15 protein-coding genes are annotated in these 24,720 nt (G+C 55.5%); 8 read left to right on the top strand and 7 right to left on the bottom strand.

Translation table 11 applies throughout. From position 1 onward, the window contains the following. Nucleotides 1–39 precede the first annotated feature (39 nt). A complete protein-coding gene (locus XX99_RS23470) occupies nucleotides 40–1,287 on the bottom strand; it encodes a hypothetical protein (protein WP_050061862.1) in 1,248 nt (415 codons plus the stop codon). 272 nt (nucleotides 1,288–1,559) lie between these two features. Between XX99_RS23470 and XX99_RS23465 the strand changes: the two genes are divergently transcribed. From XX99_RS23465 to XX99_RS23455, 3 genes are all read left to right on the top strand, one after another. Then, a complete protein-coding gene (locus XX99_RS23465) occupies nucleotides 1,560–5,129 on the top strand; it encodes a TonB-dependent receptor (protein ID WP_184084556.1) in 3,570 nt (1,189 codons plus the stop codon). 7 nt (nucleotides 5,130–5,136) lie between these two features. Further along, nucleotides 5,137–7,035 (top strand): tetratricopeptide repeat protein, encoded by a 1,899-nt coding sequence (locus XX99_RS23460; protein WP_050061860.1) that lies wholly within the window; start codon nucleotides 5,137–5,139, stop codon nucleotides 7,033–7,035. A 192-nt stretch (nucleotides 7,036–7,227) separates the two neighbouring features. Continuing rightward, on the top strand, nucleotides 7,228–9,612 hold the full coding sequence (locus tag XX99_RS23455; RefSeq protein WP_231581581.1) for a glycoside hydrolase family 31 protein: 2,385 nt from the start codon (nucleotides 7,228–7,230) through the stop codon (nucleotides 9,610–9,612). A 37-nt stretch (nucleotides 9,613–9,649) separates the two neighbouring features. On the opposite strand, the gene XX99_RS23450 is transcribed toward XX99_RS23455, so the two are convergent. The 4 genes from XX99_RS23450 to XX99_RS23430 all read right to left on the bottom strand — a co-directional run bounded on the left by XX99_RS23450 (nucleotide 9,650) and on the right by XX99_RS23430 (nucleotide 14,624). Further along, nucleotides 9,650–10,672, bottom strand: coding sequence for an LLM class flavin-dependent oxidoreductase (locus XX99_RS23450; RefSeq protein ID WP_050061858.1), 1,023 nt, complete (start codon nucleotides 10,670–10,672; stop codon nucleotides 9,650–9,652). Between the two features lie 124 nt (nucleotides 10,673–10,796). Beyond that, the gene (msrA, locus tag XX99_RS23445; protein ID WP_050061857.1) at nucleotides 10,797–11,306 is read right to left on the bottom strand and encodes a peptide-methionine (S)-S-oxide reductase MsrA; all 510 of its coding nucleotides are present in this window, start codon (nucleotides 11,304–11,306) and stop codon (nucleotides 10,797–10,799) included. Between the two features lie 2 nt (nucleotides 11,307–11,308). Continuing rightward, nucleotides 11,309–11,764 carry a peptide-methionine (R)-S-oxide reductase MsrB gene (gene msrB, locus XX99_RS23440; RefSeq protein ID WP_050061856.1) on the bottom strand — a complete coding sequence of 152 codons (456 nt, stop codon included), beginning with the start codon at nucleotides 11,762–11,764 and terminating at the stop codon, nucleotides 11,309–11,311. Nucleotides 11,765–12,305: 541 nt separating this feature from the next. Further along, entirely contained in the window at nucleotides 12,306–14,624 is a 2,319-nt protein-coding gene (locus XX99_RS23430; protein ID WP_156186182.1) for a TonB-dependent receptor, read from the bottom strand. Between the two features lie 297 nt (nucleotides 14,625–14,921). Between XX99_RS23430 and XX99_RS23425 the strand changes: the two genes are divergently transcribed. Together XX99_RS23425 and XX99_RS23420 are read left to right on the top strand one after the other, a co-directional pair. After that, complete coding sequence (locus XX99_RS23425) at nucleotides 14,922–15,398, top strand: RNA polymerase sigma factor (RefSeq protein ID WP_184084553.1); 477 nt, start codon at nucleotides 14,922–14,924, stop codon at nucleotides 15,396–15,398. A 4-nt stretch (nucleotides 15,399–15,402) separates the two neighbouring features. Further along, nucleotides 15,403–16,245: an anti-sigma factor family protein gene (locus tag XX99_RS23420; RefSeq protein ID WP_050061852.1), complete on the top strand. Its 843-nt coding sequence runs from the start codon at nucleotides 15,403–15,405 to the stop codon at nucleotides 16,243–16,245. 40 nt (nucleotides 16,246–16,285) lie between these two features. Here the strand turns inward: XX99_RS23420 and lhgO are convergent, their stop codons facing one another. Further along, complete coding sequence (gene lhgO / locus XX99_RS23415; RefSeq protein WP_050061851.1) at nucleotides 16,286–17,515, bottom strand: L-2-hydroxyglutarate oxidase; 1,230 nt, start codon at nucleotides 17,513–17,515, stop codon at nucleotides 16,286–16,288. A 936-nt stretch (nucleotides 17,516–18,451) separates the two neighbouring features. Here lhgO and XX99_RS23410 point away from each other — a divergent pair. Continuing rightward, a complete protein-coding gene (locus XX99_RS23410; RefSeq protein ID WP_156186181.1) occupies nucleotides 18,452–20,254 on the top strand; it encodes a choice-of-anchor D domain-containing protein in 1,803 nt (600 codons plus the stop codon). Between the two features lie 195 nt (nucleotides 20,255–20,449). On the opposite strand, the gene XX99_RS23405 is transcribed toward XX99_RS23410, so the two are convergent. Beyond that, nucleotides 20,450–21,493 carry a LuxR C-terminal-related transcriptional regulator gene (locus tag XX99_RS23405; RefSeq protein ID WP_050061849.1) on the bottom strand — a complete coding sequence of 348 codons (1,044 nt, stop codon included), beginning with the start codon at nucleotides 21,491–21,493 and terminating at the stop codon, nucleotides 20,450–20,452. A gap of 1,104 nt (nucleotides 21,494–22,597) precedes the next feature. On the opposite strand from XX99_RS23405, the gene nusG reads away from it, so the two are divergent. Together nusG and XX99_RS23395 are read left to right on the top strand one after the other, a co-directional pair. Continuing rightward, entirely contained in the window at nucleotides 22,598–23,149 is a 552-nt protein-coding gene (gene nusG, locus XX99_RS23400; protein WP_050061848.1) for a transcription termination/antitermination protein NusG, read from the top strand. 13 nt (nucleotides 23,150–23,162) lie between these two features. Further along, complete coding sequence (locus tag XX99_RS23395; protein ID WP_050061847.1) at nucleotides 23,163–24,701, top strand: sigma-54-dependent transcriptional regulator; 1,539 nt, start codon at nucleotides 23,163–23,165, stop codon at nucleotides 24,699–24,701. Nucleotides 24,702–24,720 lie beyond the last annotated feature (19 nt).

Genomic DNA, 24,720 nt, shown 5'->3' with positions numbered 1-24,720 from the left:
TAAGGGGATAAAATCTGGGAGCGGACAGGCTTCGTCTGTCTACCAGAAGTAGACCGCTTCCATCTTGGGCGAGCCGGGTTCGCCGCCGATGATCTGCGTACTGATCACGGCTTCCATATTCTTCTTGTCGCCAGCGGCCTTGGCAGCACGCATCAGCTCCGCGAGGTTTGAGGAGTCGGTAAGAAACTCTCCGCTGGCAATCGTGCCGCCACGTCCCACGCCCGCACTGATCACGGCCAGCTTACCGGTCGTTGGATCGGTGAAGCGTGCGACGATAGCGTAGTCGCGATAGTTGTTGGTGGCCATCTGCTGTGTCCTGTCGACAAACCACCGCATCGCTGTGGGCGCATTGGCGTCGACGATCCCCAGCCTGGTCATCGCAGGATCGTTGGCGAAGTGATAGCGCAGCGGCTTCACCAAGCGCAGCGTCCAGGTATTGTCAAAGGCTCCGACGAAAACCGTTGGCCCTCCACGCAAGTCTGTTAGGTTAGTCGTGCTCTCGCTGCGCAGGCTGTATTTCTTGCCGTTCGCCTGCAGAATACCCGCGATCTTCACCGTCGGGCTCAGGTCGTCGTAGACCACGGCGATTAGATTGTCGGGCAGGATTGTCTGCCGGCTCTGATCGTTGGCGTCGCGCAGGGCAATCGTCGAATACTGCTTCTGATCGGCGACACATATAAGGATAGGATCGCCCGACGTCAGCATCGGTTCCCAGAAGAACTCAAAGGGCGTTCGCCGCGCTGACCGCCACATCCAAAGGCTCGCGCCCAAGGCCAGAATCAAGATCAATGCCACGGACACGAAAAGCTTCCACGAGTTCCATCCCTTTACCTCTGCCGTCGCCGATAGCTCCGAAGAGGGGTTTTCTAGAAGCGAGGTATGCTCGGCGCTGCCCGCATCTGTGATTGGTGAACTGTGTGGCAACTGAAACTGAGGTACGTACGATCCGGCAGGCAGCGAGATGCGTAAATCGTGCTCATGTCCGGCGTCCTGGTAATACTGAGCGATGCGCTTGCGGATCTCGGCGGCCGTCACGCGGACGATAGGGTCGGTTGAGGTGTCGTAGTCAGCCGGCCGGCCGAAAATCTCGATGCCGATGGTCCGCTCCTTCAGCACATCTTCGTGACCGGCAAGCGTCTGCTCAACCACGAAGCGCAGGAAACTTGGGAAGCGGCGGCTATGACTGAAGTAGGAACTTGCTACCAGTCTTTCCATCTGCTCCTGAATCGCAGTCTTTTCTTCTTTGGTCAGGACAGAATGGGTGCCCGTTGCTGAGTCAAGTAGCATGCGACAATGAGTTCCGCGATGGATTATACATCGCAGAGATAAGCTCCCGCTTCTCCGCCATACGGCGCAAGCCATACAAAATAAAACGCAATTGACGGTGCTTTACAGGTAAATTACCGTGCCGCCTTGCCGCAAGGACCTTATTCACCATTTCTCTTTGCCCTTATAAGGACCGTGCTCTGAAACAACGTCCAAAGCTTCGCAGGAACAGGCGGCAGAGGCAGCGGAGAACAGTGCTTCAGGGTCTATTTCGGGAGGCAACATTGAAAATCGTGAGAGACATACAAAAGCACGGGCCACTGGTCCTGCTGATCTTGCTGCTGGGATTTTCTCTAGGATACGCGCAGCTCGCAGTAACCACGGCTACGCTCAGCGGCAATGTGGCCGATCCCTCAGGGGCGGTCGTTCCCCAGGCAACTCTCAGACTGGAGAGCCAGCAGTTGGGTGTCTCGCGAGTCTATACCAGCGATGCAACCGGCCGCTATCTCTTCTCCCAACTGCCGCCATCGACATACATTTTGACGATTCAGGCGCACGGATTCGAGACTTATCGGCAGACCGGCATCATCCTCGACGCCGGGCAGTCGGCGACGCAAAACGTCACTCTAACCATCGGCGCAGCGGCGCAGCAGGTGGTGGTCAACGCGCAGGCCTCGCAGCTCAACACCGATAATGCCAACATCTCTACCGACATCGACGGCAAACAAGTAGTGGAACTGCCTCTCAACCTGCGCAATGTTTATGGGCTGGCGACGCTGAACTCCTCGGTGAATAACACCTCCGAAGGCCAGCAGCTCCTCGGCGGCGGAGGCCCGAGCACCGATGACGCGGATCAGGACATCTCCTTCCTCAACTTTGCCGGCGGCTTCTTCGGGACCTCCGCGTACCTGCTCGACGGTATTTGGGACACCGATCCCGAGTGGGGCGCCGTTGATTACGTCCCATCAGTGGATTCGGTGCAGGAGTTCAAGGTTCAAAACAACTCCTTTACCGCGCAATACGGCTGGAGCACGGGCAACGTCGTGAACGTCGTCACCAAGTCGGGAACCAACTCCTTTCACGGCGATGTGTACGAGTTTTACCGCAACGATGCGCTCGATGCGAACCTCTGGTTCAACAATCACAACGGCATCAAGCGGGGAGATTTCAACAGAAACCAGACCGGCGTATCGGCAGGCGGACCACTCTACATCCCTGGCCTCTACAAGCAGCGTGAGAAGACCTTCATCTTCGGCCTCTATGAGCATCTCAGCCTGGCTACGCCGGTCAACAGCACATTCACCGTTCCGGCGGCTGGTTTTCTAAATGGAGACTTCTCTGCGCTGCTCGGTCCGCAAATGAGCACCGATGCTCTGGGACGCCCCATCTATCTGGGGCAAATCTACAATCCGCGCAGCACGCGGCCCATCACGGCGGGAACGGTCGATCCCACGACAGGATTGGTGGCGACCCAAACCGGATATATCCGCGATCCGATAGCCGGCAACAATATCAACACGCTCGGTCCCCAGAACTCTATTGGCGCTAAACTCGCCTCGTTTTACCCAAAACCCACCGGCTCGGGTCTCTCCAGTAACTTCTTTGCCTCGGGAACAGCTCCTGCTCACTCGAATGAATATCTGCTCCGTATCGACCACAACCTCAGCAAAGACATTCGTATCTATGGCCGTTACTCTTACAAAGAGGAGTACAAGACAGGCACGCCCGCCTACTGGGGATCGAGCGATCCCGCCGGCCCCGGAAACTCGCGGCCGAACAATCGCTGGAATCTCGTCTTCGGCTATAACCAAGTGTTCAGTCCGACCTTCACCATGAACCTGCTCACCGGCGTGGAGCTATGGCACGAGACATCGACCAACCAGTCGCGCGGCTTCCAGCCCACTGGGCTTGGATTGCCCTCGTATCTCGACGCCAACAGCCCCGAGTTTCCCATCGTGACCATCGGCAGCCAGTCGCCCCTCGGGCCGCTGACCAATGAAACCGTGACAAACCACGGCCCCATCGGCAGCTTTTCAGCAGACTTCATCAAGTCGCTGGGCAGGCACACCCTCAACTTCGGATTCATGGGCGCGGAGCTCGAAGACGACCAGGCGAACTACTTCCAGTCAACACTGGTTTCGAACGGAACGTTCACCTCGGGCCCAGATCCTAACAATCCCGTGCCCTTTTCAACAGGCAATGGCCTTGCGCAGTTGCTGCTAGGCGTCCTCGATGGCGGCTCCACCGGAACTACCTACAATCCAGCCGTCGCCGTACATTATCTCGGCTGGTATCTGCAGGATGATTGGAAGCCGACGCAGAAGCTGACGCTGAATCTCGGCATCCGCTATGAATTCCAGACCGCGCCAACCTACCGGCATAACATCGCCTCGACCTTCAATCCGGCGGCGACCAATCCCATCAGCTCAGCGGTGGGTGAGACGCTGCCCGGCGAGTTGCAGTTCCTCTCATCGAGTCAACGCGGCGTCTACGACACGAACTACGAAAACGTAGCTCCTCGCATCGGGTTCAGTTACCGCGCCTTCCCGAAGATTGTCTTTCGCGGAGGCTATGGCATCTTTTATCCGCCATCCATCACCTGCTGCTTTCCCGGAGAAAGTGCGGGCTTCGCCAGTCAGACGAATGTCCCCGCAACGCTGGACTCGATCACACCCAATCCGGCCGTCTCGCTCGCGAACCCATGGCCGAATGGCTACATACCCATCACCGGGAGTTCGCTCGGAGGCCTGCAGCAAGTAGGCAACGGCGTAGGCAGCGCGTTCATCAGCCGCAAGTCCAGCTACGTGCAGCAATACCTCTTCGGACTGCAGTGGGCGATGACATCGAACGATCTGCTCGATGTAAACTACGTCGGCAACCACGGCACGCATATGATCAATGCCTCGATCAATCGCAGCCAGCTTGATCCCAAATATCTTGCCCAGGGAGCTGCTACGTTGAACACGCTCGTTGCAAATCCCTTTTACGGAGCCATTGCAGCCGGAACCAGCAGCTGCGCCCTCGATCAGCCAACAATCGTCCAGTCGCATCTTCTTTCCCCTTATCCGCAGTATTGCGGCGTGAGCGAGAACGATCCGCCGGTTGGGTTCTCCATCTACAACGCGCTGCAGGCGAACTACAACCATCGCTTCAGCCGCGGCCTCACTGCGCTGGTTTCCTACACCTACTCCAAGTTCCTCGACAACGTGGAAGGAAACCAAAACTGGTCATACGCCGGCAACCAGGGGCCCGCGAATAACTACAATCTGGCGGCCGAGAAGAGCGTCGATGGGTCCGACACACCGCACAGCCTGGTAGCGAATTATGTGTATCAACTGCCGATCGGGCGCAACCGCGCAGTTGGCGGACACATGAACCGTCTTGCCGATGCCGTGGTTGGCGGATGGGAGGTCTCACAGATCGCCACCTTCAAATCCGGACTTCCGCTGAGCATCAGCGGATCAAACTACAATTCTTATGGAGGCAATCCTCGTCCCGACGTAATCGGGGATGTGCATACACCGAACCAGAGCATCCACGAATGGTTCAACACCGGGGCATTTGCCTTCGCTCCCTACGGAACCTTCGGGACATCTCCTCGCTACTTCTCCTATCTGCGTGGGCCGCATTACCAGAACTGGGACACGGCACTGATGAAGAACTGGCAATTCAGTGAGGCAATGCGACTGCAATTCCGCGCCGAGCTCTACAACACCTTTAACCACGCGCAGTTTTACACCCCGAACACTGGATATGCAGGCTGCGATCCGAATACCGACTCCAGTTGCGCGTCCAGCTTTGGGCAGATCACCAATGCATTCCCATCGCGAACCGTCCAATTCGCCGGAAAGTTCTACTGGTGATGCTTCCTTGAGCCTCCGCTTCACATTCGCACTCCTTCTCCTGCTGGCTGGAAACAGCTTCGGCCAGCAGGAGTCCTCTTTACAGTCGATCCTCGCCGACGCGCAGAAGGCGCAGAGTGCAAACGACTACATCACCGCCACAACCGATTACAAAGCAGCTGTAAAGATTCGACAGGATGTGCCTGAGCTGTGGGCTAATCTCGGATTGATGCAGCATGAGTCAGGCGACTATGAAGGCGCGATTCAGAGCTTCAGAGAAGCCAACAGGATTCGTCCGTCGCTCTATGTCCCAAATCTATTTCTCGGCATCGATTATGTGCGCACTGGCAAGCAAAAAGAAGCGGTGCCGCTTCTGTTGAAAGCCGAAAGAATGAACGACATTGATCCGCTGCCGTCGTTGACGCTGGGACGCGCCTACTCTTCGCTGGGAGAATACCGTCTCGCGGCCGAGGAGTTGCAGCGCACCATTCACAGAGATCCGAAGCAGAGCTCAGCATGGTTCGCCCTCGGCATTGTCTACCTGCATCAGGTTGAAGATGAAGCGAGAACCATGACCGCGCGTAGTCCCGATTCTCCCTATGCCAAAGCCCTTTATGCCGAAGCGTTGGTGAAGCAAGACCGCTACAAGGAGGCCGAGGACCTCTATCATCAGGTGCTGGCCGCAAAGGATCAGCCCGACTGCATGCTATCTGAACAGGGATTTCTCGAAATTCTGCAGAACAAGCTGGAGGATGCAGCAAGAGATTTTCAAGCCGAACGCTCCGCACATCCGGAGTGCACCATCGCACTTCTCGGACAGTCACGCATCGCGGTAGAACGAGGCTCGCCAGATGAAGCGATGAGACTACTGCAACAGGTCTGGTCAAGAAATGCGGAATTTATCACGTCGCATTCAGATGCTTTATTCGCTGGGATGAAGCAGCATGACAGAAATAGCTTCGAAGAATTTCTCTCACAGCAAAGCGGAGCGGAAGAGATTGCGACAGCCTTGAAACATACAGCACAGGGCAATCAACCAATGGGTAATTCTAACGATGGCTCGTCGTCTGCGCCTCTTTCCTTATCCGACGCGGAACGAGCGTTCCAGGAAGGGAACGATGCGAAATGCGTGGAACACCTTCGCGCTGGCCTCAAGAGTGGAAGTTCGCAGACACTGCGACTGCTGGCGGTCTGCTCCTACTTCTCCGGCAATTACAAGTTAACCTCAGACACTGGAGCTGAACTGGCGAAGATCCCGGTACTATCTTCGGCAGGTCTCTACTGGTCACTTAAGGCAAACGAAAAACTCGCACAGGATTCGCTGGCACAGTTTGAACAACTTGAGCCAAACTCTGCGCGCAGTCATTTGCTCATGGGCGATATCTATCGGCAGCGCCAGCTCTTCGCAGATGCGGAGAACGAGTATCAAAAAGCCTTGGAGATTGCACCCGGAGATACTGGCGCGATGATGGGACTGGCCTCAGCTTATCTCGGTGACGCTAAGATTGATCAGGCAATTGCGATCGCGGAAAGATCTCTAGCGCAAACGCCGGACGATCTCGAGACCAATACCATAATGGGGGAAGCTTTGATCGCGCAGCATCGATTCGCCGCCTCCGAGCCTTACCTTCTGAAGGGGCTTCATTCCAAGCCGCAGATGCTGCCGCACGTCCACGCCTTGCTCGGCAAGGCGTATGCGGCAGATGGGAAGGGGACGGATGCGATTCGAGAACTCACGCTGGGTCTTGCAAGCGATGAAGATGGCGGCTTGCATTATCAGCTTGCACGGCTCTACTCCAAGGCAGGCGACCAACCCGCAGCCGAACTTGCGATTGCGCAGATGAAGGCTATTCAACAGAAGCGGCGGCAGGCCTCCGTAATTGCCGTCGAAGATTCCCACTCGTCCAATCTGGATGATGCGCCATAAGTACATGCCGTCCCAAAGTTCATTCGCACATCTATTTCAATTCGACAGGTATTCATGCGATCTTTTATTGCTTTTCTCGTGACGGCGTCCTGCTTGTTTCTCCCGGCTCTTTCTCTTACGGCTCAAACATCGGCTCCAACAGGCATATTCGCCTTCGATCATGGAACTTCCTTTTCGGCGCTCCCAAATGGTATGGCAGTCGAAGACGGCGACACTCGCGAAGAGATCACAGCACTGCGCGACGATGTGGTCCGAGTGCGGATCGGCCGCAATGGCGCGATGCCGGAAGATGCGTCCTGGGCGGTGCTGCCAGAGGCACGCCAGAGCATCGTTGCAGTGGTCCCCATCTCCAGCGAAACCTCTGTTGGATTCAGAACAAAGTCGCTATCTGTCGAAATATCGAAAGCAGATTTGAAGATGACAGTGCGCGACGTTGCAGGAAAAGTCCTCCAACGGGATGCTCTTCCCATCAATTTCAAAGGCCACAGTTTCCAGATATCGAAGGTGATGCCGCTCGATGAGCATTACTTCGGGCTCGGCGATAAGACCGGTCCTCTCGATCGCCGGGAAGAAGCATTTTCACTCTGGAATACCGATGCCTATCGTTTTCAGGAGTCGACCGACCCACTCTATAAAGCCATTCCTTACTTTATGACTTACAGAGCCGGCATCGCGCTCGGAGTGTTTCTCGATAACACCTGGCGCACCAGTTTCGACTTTGGAAAAACCAATGACGGTATCTATTCCTTCGGCGCTGAGGATGGCCCGCTCGACTACTACATCCTTTACGGGCCCGCGCCGAAGCAGGTCGTCGAGACTTATGCGTGGCTGACGGGCAAACCGCCGCTTCCGCCGCTTTGGTCGCTTGGGTATCAACAGTCCCGCTTCAGCTATGTCCCTCAAGCGCGAGTGCTGGAAGTAGCGGAGCGCCTGCGCAAAGACCGCATTCCCGCTGACGCAATCTATCTCGACATCGGCTTTCAGGAAAAGAACCGGCCTTTCAGTGTCGACCGTGAGCGTTTTCCTGACTTCACGGGCATGCTGAAACAGCTGAAGCAGGAAAACTTTCGTATCGTGGCCATCACCGATCTGCATATTGCGAAGCTGCCCAATCTGAGTTATCTACCCTATGACAGCGGCATCGCAGGCGACCATTTTGTGAAGAATCCTGACGGCTCGATTTATACCGGCAAAGTCTGGCCGGGCCCCAGCGTCTTTCCCGACTTCACCCGGCAGCAGACGCGCGTGTGGTGGGGCACGCTTTATCGCGGCTTCCATGAGCAAGGGATCGAAGGCTTCTGGAACGACATGAATGAGCCGTCAATCTTTGATTCGCCGACAAAGACCATGCCGGTGGACGTTGTTCATCGTATCGACGAGCTGGGATTTGTAACTCGCACAGCGACACACGCTGAGATTCATGATGTTTACGGGATGGAGAATTCTCGCGCTACTTACGAGGGATTGAAATCGCTCGATCCAGAGATGCGTCCTTTTGTCCTGACGCGGGCTACTTACGCCGGAGGTCAGCGCTACGCCGCAACTTGGACTGGCGACAACAGCAGCAGCTGGAATCATCTGCGCATGACCACCTTCATGCTCAAGAACCTCGGGCTCAGTGGGTTCGCCTTCGCGGGCGCCGATGCCGGCGGATATGCGGGCACGCCGGCGTCTGATTTACTGACCAAGTGGATGGAGATCGCAGCGTTCCAGCCCATCGATCGCGATCACACAGAAGAAGGCACAGGAGATCAGGAGCCTTGGGTTGGCGGCAAAGAGCAGGAAGACATTCGCCGTAAATTTATCGAGACTCGCTACCGGCTCATGCCCTATCTCTATACGCTGGCCGAGGAGTCTTCACGCACCGGCATGCCGATGGAGCGTCCGCTTTTCCTTGAGTATCCCGATGCGGCCTCGGACGGCCATCCTCTCGATCTTGATCTACCCGCCTCCGGAGAGTTTCTCCTTGGACACGATCTGATCGTCGCGCCGCCGCCATCTCCCGAAGAGTTAGACCGGTACGTGGCCGAGTTCCCAACGAATCATTGGTATAACTTCTGGACCGGTGAGGAGCTCTTCAATGTTCATGCAAGCGCACTGCATGAGGGACAATCCACGCCCGCAGCACCTCTCACTGCATCCCTGCAGCCCGATCCGCAAACCGTGCCAGTATTCGTTCGAGGAGGTGCGATGCTTCCCATGGCTCCTCTGGTCGAAAGCACCAATGAGACGCCGCAAGGGCCACTCACGTTGCGTGTGTATGTCGGAGATGATTGCCAGGGTTCACTCTACCTGGACGACGGCAAGACGACCGCATTTCAGCGTGGAGAGTTTCTCCGCATGCACTTCGGATGCGAACAGAAAGGCAATACGCTCTCCATTAACATCAGTCCTCACGAAGGCTCATATAAACCTTGGTGGACAAAGATCCAGGTAGAGGTTTATGGCGGGCAGCCGAACCTAAGTCGCGTGCAGATAAATGGAAAGAGCCTCGCCATGAGACCGGCCTCGTCAGCAGGCTCCCTCTCATTTCAGATTGACGATAATGGCAGTGGAGCCGATCTCGTCTTGCAATGACGCTAAACCGCTTCGAGTTGGCGTTCGTTTTTGTTTACTAACGCCAACCGAGCGCGGGAGCAACAGTCGTCAGAATTGCTTCCATAACATGTGCGTTGTAGGCGACACCAAGTTGATTCGGCACCGTTAGCAGAAGCGTATCGGCCTCCGCGATAGCTTGGTCTTCCCTGAGTTGCTCGACGAGAACATCCGGTTCGGCAGCGTAGCTGCGGCCGAAAATCGCCCGTTTGTTTGCCTCGATGAAGCCAATCTTGTCTGCCTCCTCGCCTGATCGGCCGAAGTAGGCCCAATCCCGGCTGTCGACCAGCGGAAAGATACTCCGGCTGACGGAGACCCGCGGAGTGCGGGTGTGGCCGGCATCCTTCCAGGCTGAGCGAAAGGCGCGAATTTGAGCGGCCTGCTGAACATGGAATGGCTCACCTGTCTCGTCGAATTTGAGAGTTGAAGATTGCAGGTTCATTCCGAGTTTCGCTGCCCATATCGCAGTTGCATTGGAAGCTGCTCCCCACCAGATACGCTCACGCAAGCCTTCCGAGTATGGCTCCAGACGCAAGAGCCCCGGTGGGTTGGCAAACATGGGACGCGGGTTTGGTTGAGCGAAGCCCTCGCCGCGCAAAAGCTCAAAAAACTCTGTGGCATGACGCCGGCCCATCTCTTCATCGGTTTCGCCTTCAGCGGGCTCATAACCGAAATATCGCCAGCCCTCGATCACTTGCTCGGGCGAACCCCGGCTGATTCCTAACTGCAGGCGTCCGCCCGAGATAAGATCGGCGGCTCCGGCGTCTTCCAGCATGTAGTGCGGGTTTTCATAGCGCATGTCGATAACAGCAGTGCCGATCTCGATCTTCTTTGTTTTGGCTCCAACCGCTGCAAGGAGGGGAAACGGGGATGCCAGCTGCCGCGCGAAGTGGTGAACACGGAAGTAGGCTCCGTCTACGCCTAAGCGCTCGGCTTCAACGGCGAGATCGATAGACTGCAGGAGCACGTCAGCTGCTGATTGCGTTTCCGAGCCCGGCGAAGCCGTCCAATGGCCGAAAGAGAGAAAGCCTATTTTCTTCATGCAGTTATTAGATTAATGGACGGCGTTGCCGATTCGAATTATGCTGCTGTTCCTGCGTCGGATGCTTCTACCCGTCCTAAACAGCTCCACGAGGACAGAAGCTCTCGATGATGAAGCGGGATTATCAGGCCGCACGGTGCGGAAGACTCCAATTAGGCCGGATGTAGTGGCAGGTATATCCGTTCGGGTACTTCTCCAGGTAGTCCTGATGCTCCGGTTCGGCTTGCCAAAAAGGCCCGGCCGGCTTCACTTCAGTGACGACTTTGCCCGGCCAAAGGCCCGAGGCGTCAACATCGGCGATGGTATCTTCGGCAATCCGTTTCTGTTCGTCGTTCGTGAAAAAGATGGCGGAGCGATAGCTGCTTCCCAGATCGTTTCCTTGACGATTCAACGTGGTTGGATCGTGAATTTGAAAGAAAAACTCCAACAGTTTCCGATAACTCAGCTGCTGCGGGTCAAAGACGATCTCGATCGCTTCAGCGTGGCTCCCATGATTGCGATAGGTCGCATTTGCAACGTCGCCGCCCGAATAGCCGACGCGGGTTGAAAAGACGCCAGGATAGCGTCGCAGCAGATCCTGCATACCCCAGAAACATCCGCCCGCGAGTATTGCTGTTTCGTGTGATGTGGACATACCTATTTGTGCTCCTTGGCTTCAAACAGTTTCACATAATCGCCGTAGCCCTCGCTCTCGAGCTCGTCAAGAGGGATAAAGCGTAGCGATGCAGAGTTGATACAGTAGCGTAACCCGCCCGCATCTCGAGGCCCGTCATCAAAGACGTGGCCCAAATGGCTGTCGCCGTGGCTCGACCGCACCTCAGTCCGGCTCATGCCCAAAGTATTGTCGGGGTGCACCTCGACATTTTCCGTTTGGACCGGTTTCGTGAAGCTCGGCCAGCCGCAGTCGCTGTCAAACTTGTCGAGGGAAGAGAAGAGCGGTTCTCCAGAGACCACATCGACATAGAGCCCGGGTTCGCTGTGATCCCAGAACTCATTCTCAAACGGGCGTTCCGTGCCGTTCTTCTGTGTCACTCGAAACTGTTCCGGAGAAAGCCGCGAAACCGCTTCAGGATCTTTTGTGTAATTCGACATGTTGATTGCCTCACTTACCTTCTACTTCAACTGCCCATACACCTTTTGATCATCTCGCAGTGAAATGGATGCAGCGATGGCATTTCACCAAACGATCATGGACAGATTTTTGTACGGCGAGCCAAAGTTAAAGCCGCCATGCCTAAGGCAATATTTCAACATAAGGTGCGCTATTTCCACATGGCAAAATCTATCGGAGCCGCTTGTATTCCTGCGAAAGAGAGTTATGCTTCTTCTCAACGGAAGAGAGATCTTCCAGAAGGAGAGAGAGGACAAGGCATTCAGGAGCTCCGGCAACGGAACTATCGAGGCGATCAGGCAACTGAGAGCCGAGGACCTGGAGGCTGAGGAATCTTTTGCAGCCTTTGTAGCGACGGTAAGGTGCGGGAGAGACAGGTCGAAAGGTCTGCAGCTTTCGACTCGAACTGTCGTAGCGCATGGTTGCGATCCGGAGCCGAACCGGATCTTCGAAAACGGAAAGAGAGGGCGAGATCCCGCAAGGGAACTCGCCCTTTCGCTTTATGTGTCTACAAGAGCGTGGTCAAAATATCGTTGTGAGGCGAACCATACCGCTCCGCGCTGGTCCAATCGCGTTCCCGGAAAACAACCCGCCGAAGTCGATAACATCGAGAACGTTGTTGAGGTTTTGCCCGTCCGCCTGAAGCCGCACATTGACCCGCTCAGACTTGTAGAGGTCGGCCCCGGCTGAAGCGTTTACCTGGAAAGAAGGATCGATGCGCCCTCGGTCGAAGTTGATGCGGTCGAGGACCTGTTGCCCATACTGGGCGAGCACGGTGGAGGGGTCTCCGTCGAATTCGAAGGGAAGTCCGGTGTCGTACTGGACCCCGAAAGCCAGCCAGAGCCGGGGATGCGCCTGGTAACGGAGCCGGCCGCGCACCGTATTCCGCTGATCCTGCGAATCTGGAAAGTGCCCGGAGAGCTGGGTTTCCGCGGCGGTCGCGTCATCGCCGAGAAAGAGACCGCCGGTCACAGGATTCCAGGCATTGCCGACCTCCCAGGAGTAGCTGACGAATCCTGAAAACTTTCGCCAGTCTGGGAGATCGAGCTTGCCTTCAGCTCCATAAATGATGGCCTTCCGGAACGCGATGGGAAAGCTGATGGTCGTATTGTCGATCTGATCGTCGTCTGCGTAATTGGCGACGACTCGCCGGAAGTAGTTGACGTCGAGCTTCATCTTGCCGAAGAGCGCCTGCGTCAGCCCGCCTTCAAAGTAGTCGCCAACCGAGGGTTGAACGGGCAGCCGGAGAAACGTACTGGGGTCAAGAGAGTCGACTTGGGTTGAACTGGAAAACAGGATGTTTTCGAAGGACGGCGTCTGAAAGATTCGATCATAGGAAAAATGCAGGATGGTGTTGGACGACGGAAAGAAGCGCGAGATGGCGAATCGCGGCTCTACAGCGTGCTGGTTGAGGAGAAGCTGATAGTGATCCCATCGGAGGCCGGCGTTGATCGACCAGTTTCCCAAATGGATGAGGTCCTCAACGAAGGCTGACTGTTCGAGGTCGGGCCGATGTGCGGCAAAGGAGAAGGTGGTAGGCGTTCCGTCGTCGAACTGGGTGGGATCGGTGATGATGTAACTCGTATTTTCGTGAAGGAAGATATTGTCGGATTCGACGCCGGCTTTCCACTCGTTGCGGCCCCGGTTGGCGACAACCATCGCCTTGAAATAGCCCTCGCGGAATCGGTTATTTTGGAAGACCTCCACAGGCGTCGAATTCGGATTCGAAAAGAAATCGTTCGCGTTGTCGCGCACCATACCATCGATCCTCGCCAGCGTATTCGGCGAAAATGTGTGCTGGTAAGCCGCGATGCCCATAGTTTCGATATTGTTAGCGGTCTGCCGCTGACCCGCAGCCTGTTGCACCTGCTCGTTCGGGATGTCGTAGCGCGACAATTCGTGACGAACGGACAGGCTAAGACGGTCGCTGGTGGAGAGTTCACGCTCGTAGCGGCCCGAGAAGTCGCCCAAAGTGCCGGTGTTTGAGTAGTTCTGTGGGACGACGGGATTGAGGTAGTGGTCGGTCATGCTTCCGCTCGCGCTACCGCCCACGGTGTTCTTTCCCGCGGTATATTGCGCCTTGGCGAAGGCGCTGCCGGTGTTGAAACTGCCTCCGGCCAAGGTGAGTTGGCCGTGCCATCCCGGCTGGGAGTCCTGGATGGTGTTCACCTCGACCACTCCGCCCATCTTCCGGCCGTATTCGGCGGGAATTCCGGCGGTGTAGATGCTGAGCGACTGGATATCGTCGGCTTCAATCTCGGGTCCAAAACTCGGTGAGCGGTTGTCTGTGAGGGGAATGCCGTCGACCACGATCTGCGTCTGATATTCGGAGCCGCGGGGATGAAGGACGGCGTTCCCTTCATAAAGCCATCCGGGCTGCGAATTGACCAGGTACTGCAGGGACCGTCCGGGAATCGAGCTGAGGCGGTTCTGAATAAAGGAAGAGCCGACCTGATCGACATTGCCGGGCTGCTCCGGGTCGAGCAGCGTTTTGTCTGATTGAACCGTAACCGTCTGCTCTACCGAGGCGAGCTTGAGCGCAACCGGATACGGCACCGGGATCGAAGACCGGACGGTAATCGTCTCGGCAATCGTGGCGAATCCTGACTGGACGATGTGCAGCCGGTAAACCCCATAAGGGAGTCTGGCGACATCCAGGTTTCCCTCCCGGTCGGTCTCGAGATCCTCACTGTATTGGTTTGCTTCGCTATCGATGTGGACCGTGACCTCAATACCATGGCCTGAAGGGTCAGCAACATGGAGACGGACCTCTCCGCTGTTGCTCTGGGAAAAAGCCGGAACGACAGCCAATAAAACCAGAATGATTGCGCATCTTTGCATGAGACTCACTCTCATCCATTGCCTTAAAAAAATTGTTTCGAACATTTAAAAGTGCGGGGAATGCAAGATTCGTCTTGCATTCTGGATATTCCAACGGCCTATATTCTGTTCAGGGTTTTTGCGCACTGAGTGCCGAATCCTGAAAAAAGGCTGAACAGATTGAAAGGGACCCGAATATTCAGGATGGAAAGATCAGGACGACTCACTCCTGCAGAGCTGGCATGTGACTTACCGCTTCTGGCTTCCTCTTCGGAAGCTCGTGGGGCCGCGATTGAAATCGAGCAGGAGGTTCTGGCCTTGTTTGATCAATATCGCGATCCTCTTCTGCGTTACTCGGTATCGTTCGGCGTGCCGGTTCCGGATGGAGAAGAGATTGTTCAGGAGGTCTTCCTCTCGCTCTTCCGGCATTTACAGTTGGGGCGGTCGCGGCAGAACCTGCGCGGATGGATATTCCGTGTGGCTCACAATCTCACGCTGAAGCAGCGTTACGCCAACAAGCGGCTGCCGGCGGCAACGCAAGAGGATGCGGACATCGCAGCGCAGCGGACCGATCCGAGGCCTAACCCGGAGGACGCCTGCTCCGACGCGCAACGGCAACAGCGGCTGCTCGCGGTGGTGCGGGCGCTGCCTGATGTGGATCAGAGCTGTCTCCGTATGCGGGCGGAGGGCCTCCATTATCGGGAAATTGCAGGAGCTCTGGGAATCTCTCTGGGAAGCGTTTCGATGTCAATTGCGCGGTCGCTGGGCAAATTGATCCGTGCCGATCAGGGGTAGCACGATGCAAGATCACGAACAACACGTATCTGACGAGGAACTGCTGCTGGCGGCGGATGGCGAGACGAAAGTACTCGCTCAACGGGTTCAAGCCCATCTCGAAGCCTGCGCGCGCTGCAGGACCAGAGCGGCAGAGATGGAAAGCATCTTGATTGACCTGGCGCAGACAGAGAGAAGCAGCCTCGATGCCGAATTGCCCCCGGTCGCAGGAGCACGGGCGATGCTGCGAGTCCGGATGGCGGAGTTGTCGATTGATAGACCGGGCTTCTTTTCCTGGGGTCGTATTTCCGGTGGCCTCCTGCCCGGTGTGCTTGGCGCAGCTACCCTCGCGGCAGTCATTGTTCTCGTCGGAGTTATGGTCGTTCGACATTTCACCGCGACAGGCGCATCCCTGCTGCTGTCGCCGGACTACGGCGTTCTGCCCAACCACATGTTCACTCCGGGGGCAGCGCGGCAGGCATCACTCGCAGAGGTCTGTACGTTATCGCATGAAGAAGTGGTGACGAAAGTCTCGCCGATAGAACGCCAGAAAGTCTTCGCGGAGTATGGCATTCCCAGCGCGCAATCCGACAGGTATGAGGTGGATTATCTGATCACTCCAGGGTTAGGAGGTGACGATGACATTCGAAACCTGTGGCCCGAACCCTACAACGCCGAGATGTGGAATGCTCATCGGAAGGATGTTTTGGAAGAACGCCTTCACGAGATGGTCTGCTCGCATCATCTCGATTTGTCTGTGGCCCAGGAGGCGATTGCCACGAACTGGATTGCTGCCTACGAAAAGTATGTTCCAGCAACTCCGCCGCAGGATCGAGATGCCAAATTAACTTTTCAGAGAAGATCGTGAGCGCGCCCGATCGTTTCGGATAGTTGCTGCGAGAGTCTGGCTAGTTGACCGCCGCCAAGTCAATGCCCCCGCGTTGCACGATAGTGTCCACGATGTGCTTGCCGATCGCAAGCGATGCCGTTGCTGCGGGCGATGGAACATTGCACACGTGAACGATGCCTTCGGTGTAGGCAAAATGAAAGTCGTCAATCAGCTTGCCGTCGATGCCGAGCGCTTGTGCCCGAACTCCGGATCCGCCTGGCACCAGATCCTCTGCGCTAAGTTCCGGCATGAGCCGCTGCAGCGCTCGCACGAACGCCGCTTTACTCCACGAACGACGGTATTCGCCAACGGACATCTGCCAGTTTTTCGCGGCCATAATCCAAAAGCCGGGGAAGGTCAGATACCCGGCGACGTCGCTTGCGAGAAAGGATGTTCTTGAATATCCCTCTCGTTTGAGGGCGAGGACCGCGTTCGGACCCGCCTCTACTCCGCCTCCGATCCGCCTCGTGAAGTGAACGCCTAAGAAGGGAAATCGCGGGTCAGGAACTGGATACAGCAGTCCTTTAATATAGTGGTGCTTCTCCGGAACGATGTCATAGTATTCGCCGCGAAAGGGAACGATTGTGAGATCGAGTTTGGCCTTCGCCATGCGGCTGATGCGGTCACTGTGCAGACCGGCGCAGTTGACCACAAGACGTGCCTCAACCGGGCCTTGGGTGGTCTCAACGACGGTATATCCGGGGTAGCGCTTGAGGCCGATGACCTCGTGCGACAGATGAATCGATCCGCCCTGGGCAGCTATGAGCTCCGCATATTTTCCTGCGACCCGAGCGTAATCCACAATGCCCGTACTTGGGACTTGAATGCCACGTACGCCGGTGGCATACGGTTCTATCTCGCGAATCTCTTCCCTTTGGAGGATACGGAGGCCCTCAAGTCCATTACCCTGGCCGCGCCGAAACAGCTCTTCGAGCCGGGGGATCTCGCTCTCTGTGATTGCGACAATTACCTTCCCGCAAATATCGTAGGGAACTCCATTTTCGCTACAAAAGCGAACAAGTGCTGTTGCGCCCTCGACGCAAAGACGAGCTTTGAGGCTTCCCGGCTTATAGTAAATCCCAGAGTGGATGACGCCGCTGTTGTGGCTGGTCTGGTGACCGGCGAGCGACGACTCTTTTTCGATGACAGCAACAGAAATGCCAGGCCAACGCCTGGTGAACTCGAGTCCCGTCGCCAATCCGACGATCCCGCCCCCGATAATAGCAACCGCATTCGATCGTTTCGGCATGGGAAGTCGTAACAGTAATAGTTACCATTCCTACCAGAACTTCAGAGTCGGCGTGAGGGAAGAGCCAAAATTCAATTCAATGTGCTTCGTTAATTCCTAGCTTACGTGATCTCCACTTTGCGGTCAACGATATGGGCTGACTATTGTCTATAAAGAGCAGTTTGGAGCATCGGCCATAGCGAATATCGCATTTGATAGAACTAAACAAGCTTCAAATCCAGATGCAATGAAGTGTAAAATTCATCTCGCATTGAAATACCATTCGCACACCTACATTTGTAGGCAATCATGGTCTGCACGATAGAATGAAAATGGTAGTTCATTCCCGCCATCAGGAAAAATATTCTCCAGCTGAGCATTTCTTACCTCTCCGCCAGCGATGAGCAGCAGCAGCGATGCTTCCACTGTTTACTGCTAAATAAAGATATATAGCGGCTTACATTTACTCTTACGAAAGTAAGGGGAAATGGTAATCCACGTGATAGAGCAATAGCGAATTCGTGCCCACAATTGATACGTATTGGAGACAGGTACATCTCTCAGTATTCTTACGAAAGTAACTAGAAGACATCGCGAATTCGTAATTTGCGTCTACCAGATGTTGACTACCCGTAGCACAATCACAAACAAGATAACCAATTGGATCCGGTCCTTGAACTAGGGAGACTCCTCTTCAGCTCAAGATGAACTGGCAGCCCGAACCTTGAAACGCATGAATTTCTTGTAAGAGGTGAAGTAGTGAATAATTTTTTTGCTCGTCCATCGGGCTCAAAATCAGCGAAAGACAATGTTTTTTCACAGAGCGATCTTTCGCAGCGGGAACAAGATTGCGCGAGCAATCTTATTCGAGTCGGCCGGCTGAACCGTTGGTACGCCAGTCTCATCTTGGTGTTTGCTTGCGCTCTCTTCCTTACTCTCTCCGATTGCGGATTCGGAGTGAATGCAGCGGAGGCGGGAGCAATCAGTTTCATACAAGTAGCCGCGGCCACGCCGCAAACGGCAGAGGCTTCGGTAGCGGTGAGCTACGCCAATGCCGAGACGGCGGGAGACCTGAACATCGTGGTGGTGGGCTGGAACGACACGGCGTCGACCATAAAGTCGGTGACAGATAGCACAGGGAATGTCTATCACTTGGCCATCGGACCGACCAGCGGATCGGGATTGCGGCAGTCAATCTATTACGCGTCGAATATTCTCAGTGGCACCGACAAGGTGACCGTAAGCTTCAGTCAGGCGGCTGCCTACGCGGATGTCCGCATTCTGGAGTATCGCGGAGTGACGAAGCTGGATGTGACGGCCGGAGCCAGTGGAAATAGTGTCACTGCAAATAGCGGCTCGGCAACGACAACCAGTGCAAGCGAGCTGATCTTTGCAGCAAACACGGTAGCGACAGGGAATCAAGCCCCGGGAAGTGGATTTACGGCCCGCATCATTACCTCTCCTGACAGCGATCTGGCCGAGGACAAGATCGTATCGGCAACGGGTGCGAACAGTGCCCAGGCGACGTTGACTTCCGGCGGACCCTGGATCATGCAGATGGCGACCTTCTCGAATGGTTCTTCTGGGTCGGCGACTCCTTCGGTGCTGAGCGGGCTGACCTGCAGCAGCTCGTCAGTGACGGGCTCGGCGAGCGATAGTTGTACCGTGACTCTAAGTGGCCCTGCAAGCAGCGGCGGTCAGAGCGTGAGCCTGGCGAGCAGCGGTGCGGCGGTGAGCGTGCCGGCGACGGTGACGGTTCCAGCAAACGCGACCAGCGCCACCTTCACAGCGAATGTTTCGTCAGTCACCTCCGCCCAAACGGTAAAACTGACGGCGAGTGCGGGTTCGGTCTCCGAAAGCTTCTCCTTGCAGCTGAAAGCTGCGACATCTTCCTCTTCATCGTTGAATGGGTTGACCTGCAGCACTGCGTCGATCACAGGCGCGGGAACCGATAGCTGCACCGTGACCTTGAGTGGAGCTGCAGCCAGCGGCGGTCAGAGCGTGACTCTGGCAAGCAGCAATGCGGCGGTGAGCGTACCGGGAACAGTAACCATCGCGGCAAATGCGACAAGCAGCACCTTTACGGCGAACGTGTCGGCAGTGGCGTCCGCACAAGCGGTGACACTGACTGCAAGCGCGGGCGGTGTTTCCAAGACCTTCGCTTTGCAGCTGAATACAGGGTCGGCAACATTGGTTGTGGGCAACACCAGCTTGGCGTTCGGCAGTGTACCAGTGGCGACGGTCTCGACGCGGACGTTATCTCTGAGTTCAACGGGAACGTCGGCGGTGACCGTGAATGCGGCAACGTTGGCCGGCACGGGCTTCAAAGTGACCGGAGGCACGTTTCCCAAAACTCTGAATGCAGGCCAGGTTCTGACCCTGACTGTGCAATTTGACCCAGCCGCCGCGGGAGCGGAAACGGGAACGCTGACGATCCAGAGCAACTCCTCGACCCGTGGTACAGCGGTGGTTAGTCTGAGCGGCACCGGCACAGGCGCGGGCACTTCGGCATCAGCTCAGGTCTCGTTGAACTGGGATGCACCCGGCAGCTCTCCCGTCGCGGTAACGGGCTATAACGTATATCGAGCGCCAGGCGGTAGCACTACATTCCAAAAACTGAACTCGTCGGTGACCACAGGAACGACTTATGTGGACACCACAGTTCAGACTGGCGTGGCATACGACTACATGGTTGAAAGTGTCGATTCCGCCGGGGTGCAGAGCGCGCCGTCCGCAACGGTTCCGGTAACGGTCCCGTAGGTGCGCGGTTAGTAGATGTTTGCGAGTGGGCGGGTAGTGGGATGTCAGATGTCCATTGCCCACCCACTCGCAACGACATACTCAGAAGCTAGTCTCCGCATGAAACCCAGGCTAGTTCAGCGCAAATAACTCGGCGCGAAGGCTAACCAGGGAGATATGCCCTACTTACTGATTGCCAGCGAGCTGTCCGAGAAACTATTCGGAGGCTGCCCGCAGCGCGATTTTGGGGCGATGGTCAGGCGCGTCTTGAATAGATGCCGGGGAATGTTTTTGTTTTTTCTTCAGCCACTCCGTAGCCATTTGTTCGGCTTGGAGAATCTGCTCTCCCGTCATCGTCTTCCCGACACTCTTGCTGGTTCGCGATATTTGTCGATGCGCGATGAAGTACCACTTATACGCTTGAATGAGGTCCTTGGAATCAGCTCTACGATTCCAGTAGAAGCGCGCCAGTTCAAGTTGCGCGATGGACGCACCCTCTTCCGCAGCCCGCTGGCATCCGGCGAGAATTGAATCACTCGGCAGACCATGGTCGGTATCGCTCTTCCACAAGCCATTGCCGGCTGACTCCGGTTGGTTAGTCCGGCCGAAGGTCATGAACAAAAGCTCAACCCGGCTTGAAACTCCAACTTTGTCGAATACCCGAAACAGATAGTTTTTGATGGTGTGCTGGCTTAAGCCCAGACGCTCGGCAATCTCACGATTTGTCAATCCTTGAGCGACGCTGTCGACTATCTCCATCTCTCGCTTGGAAAGCTGTTCCAGGCTCTCGGCGTTCGCAGGATTAAAATCGTGCGAAGAGATTAATGCCTGGACCAGCAGGCTCATCTGTTGACTGTTCGCCCAGATTTGACCCTGATGTACTCTTCTTACGCATTTGCTCAAGGTCTCAAAAGACTCTTGTCTGCTCAGCACTCCTCGTGCGCCTGCACGAAATGCCTCCAGGACTGATTTAGGTTTCGAGGAGTCCAGAAGCATCACGGCGCGGACATTTTGATGCGATGCGCGTACTTGTCGCAAGGCCTCAAATCCACCGGCTGGCTGCTCGTTGAGGCCAGAACTAAGGACAAGAACATCGAAGTTGTGAAGATCCGATCGAGCGGCCAATTCCTGTGAATCGGAACCAATCACATCCATCGCACCGTCACGTTTCAGTGCATCTGCAAGCAGTTGTGTATGCAATCGAGTGTCGTCGGCAACGAGCACACGAATCTCTACGTCGAGAATATCGCAATCGTGCATTGGCCCAACTCCAATCGGAGCATGTTGCTCCCCCGTGTGTCCTTCATTAATAGTGAGCATAGCCCCGGAAATATCTTGGGGGGACGATGCCCCGTTTGTGAAGTTGCGTGAGGACCGCGACGGGAAATATGTATTCATCATCGGCGCCGCTGACCCCGCAGTCGTATCCGGCAGACGTCTTGCGCTGCAAGATAAATATTTGTATACGCGCAAAATTAATCGGGGATTGCGCAGGCTAGTTGCGACTCTTCTCGCTCTGATAACAACGTTATCAATCGATGAATCTTATCGGGCAATAAGATTAAGTGATTCGCAACGCCATGCTAAGAGGTCGCGGGCACTACGACTGAAAGATCGCGAGAATTGTAGGTAGTATCGCCGGTCATGTCAACGAAAGTTCTTGGCGCTGATTCCAAGTAACCTGTGGCGACTAAAGAGTATGAATAGATTTTGTTGGAATCAGTGCGGGTATCCTGCGGCAAATAAACGATCTAGTTCCATTGTGCTGACCCGTTGCTGGCGATGAAGCCAGCTCTCGCCAAGAGATTATCCGGCGGCTCAGTGCGGGCCGACTTCAGACGCAACTAGGCTTTTCAACTATGCGCACTACGAGAATACCTTCTCTAAGCGGATAGTCCCCCTGCAAGGGACTATCGTACCTATTCAGGATGGAGAACTGATTCGCTGAGATGCTTTACCTCTTGCAGCCACCTGCATCCGGTTGTAATGTCAGTTCCACTTTGGGAAAGTGAATCGCGCACAGCCCTTCCGGCGGCATGGCTACTTGAGAGTGCAACCGGGCACGACTGGAAACCGATGATCGTTATCCCAAGGGTCACACAGAGATGTGACTCATAGGGCGAAGCTGTAAACGCCATAGCGCAGTGAAGAAAATTTCTCGTACCTGGCCCAACCATTGAAATGAACCAGACCACTCAAACTACTCTGATGATTAACGGGTGAACAGAGTTGCACGATTTTATCTGACCTACTAAAGATCACCCCCGATCTTTAGAAAGCCTAAGCCCAAGTCTCCCCACCGGAGACCTCCCGACAACAACTTGTAATCCTAGGGCAACTTCAAAATGCCTGGAGGGCGGAGCTATGACCAGCAGTCAGCCATTAGTGTTTCCGAACGCGGCGGCCCCAGTCGGGGAGAATCTCGAGAGCTGGTATGCAGTGCAGACCCGTGCCCGGCACGAACAAGCTGTGGCTCACCGGCTTCGCGAACGATGCGTGACAACTTTCTTGCCGACTGTCAGCGAAGTGCATCGCTGGAAAGACCGGAAAAAAGTCATAGATCTGCCTTTATTCAGCTGCTACTTGTTCGTGAAGTTGATGCCGAGCAACGAGGATCGCCAGCGTGTGCTGCGGATCGACAGCGTGCTGGGGCTCGTCGGTGCACAAGGGCTGGGCACGCCGATTCCGAACGAGGAGATCGATGCGATTCGCACTCTGATCGACGAGCAGCTCCCTTATTCCCCACACCCATTCCTCAAAGCTGGACAGCGCGTGCGAGTTCGGGGTGGAGCATTGGATGGGATCGAGGGAATACTTCTTTCTTGTTCGGCAGAACGTAAACTAGTCATTTCAGTTGAAGCAATGCAGAGATCTCTAGCCATCAGTATCGAAGGATACGACGTGGAACCAGTGTAGATTGTCTTGCCTTATGGCCCTGATCGGGAGCCAATACGTGATAGGAAATACAATCGAAACGGCAAGATTGCTCGCTGTCAGCCGCGATTCAGCCGTTCTCCGCCCTCTGTGGCTGATGGGGGAATCTAACCACTGGCAGTTTGAAAGTGTCCCCAACGCATGGGATGCAATGGAGCGCGTGCAATCCGGCGCATCGCCAGACCTGCTCTTACTGGACCTCCCACGCGGCGATGCGGACGGTCTGCACATCTTGCGATGGCTTCGGCGCCTTCGCCCGGCATTGCCGATTATTTTAATCTGCCATCCTGACGATGTTGGAAAGGAACAGGAAGCGCTTCGCCTGGGTGCGCGGGAATACCTCGTCACGCCCGTCGATGGCCTCCAACTTGAAACTGCTATCCGCCACTATCTTTCCACGGGGTGTGAAGCTGTTGAGACGGATATTGCCAGCGATGACATCGAACTGATCAGCGATGACATCTTTTTCATCGGCATCAGTCCCATCATGCGAAAAATCCGGGCTCAAGCGGCATTGTTGGCGGAGAGCAACGTGCCCGTATTGATTCTCGGTGAGAGTGGAAGCGGGAAAGACACAATCGCGCGTTTACTCCATAAATTATCCGTTCGGTCCGGGTTCGAGTTTGCGAAGGTAAATTGTGCTGCACTACCTGGGGATCTGCTGGAGAGAGAACTCTTCGGGTACGAAAGAGAAGACGCAGCCGCACCGGTGCGAACGAAATTAGGCAAGCTGGAGTGTTGCGTCAAGGGCACAGTTCTACTTGATGAGATTACTGAGATGCCGATGTCCGTACAGGCAAGCCTTCTGCAGGTTCTGCAGAGCCAGCGTTACATCAGGCCGGGAACAACCGCCGCTGTCGAAGTAGATGTTCGCGTTCTCGCCACAAGCACCATAAATATGGAACATGCAATCTCTAAAAATAGGCTTCGCGTGGATCTTTACCATCGCCTGAGCGCTTATACAATTCACGTTCCTTCGCTGCGCGAGCGTAAAGAGGAATTGCCACTTCTATCGCGCCATTTCATGCACCAATTTGCTAAACACTACGGCCTCTCTCCTCGGGATTTTTCACCGGCCTTTACCGAGGCCTGTCAGGCATATTCCTGGCCAGGGAATCTGCGAGAGTTGGCAAGTGTCGTGAAGCGTTATCTCATGGTTGGCGACAAGGAACTGTCGTTTGAACCGAGCCGGCAAGAAGAGGCGACGCAGGATGCGGTTTCAACCTCGCCGCGACGTGTGAATTCTCCGGCATCCTCCTTAATTCAGTCTCGCGGTGGCGCCACCGGTTCTGACTCACTCAAGTCCTTGGTGCAGAGTGTCAAGTTGGAGGCCGAAAGGAACGTGATTGCCGAGGCGTTAGAGAAAACGGGATGGAATCGAAAAGCCGCCGCCCGGCTCCTCAAGGTCAGCTATCGGACTTTGCTTTATAAGATCGAGCAGTATCAGATGAAATCTACGGACTCCTCTTCTTTTCCGAGTCCCAATGGGTCCAGAGGCAAGAGGACAGGTTTCCGCGACGGCCGGGTAGACTGAGCCGGATCAGGAGAGCAGC

The sequence above is a fragment of the Silvibacterium bohemicum genome, assembly GCF_001006305.1.
Classification (GTDB): domain Bacteria; phylum Acidobacteriota; class Terriglobia; order Terriglobales; family Acidobacteriaceae; genus Silvibacterium; species Silvibacterium bohemicum.
The sequence above is the reverse complement of the archived record's forward strand: the minus strand, read 5'-3'. Positions and strand labels throughout refer to the sequence as shown.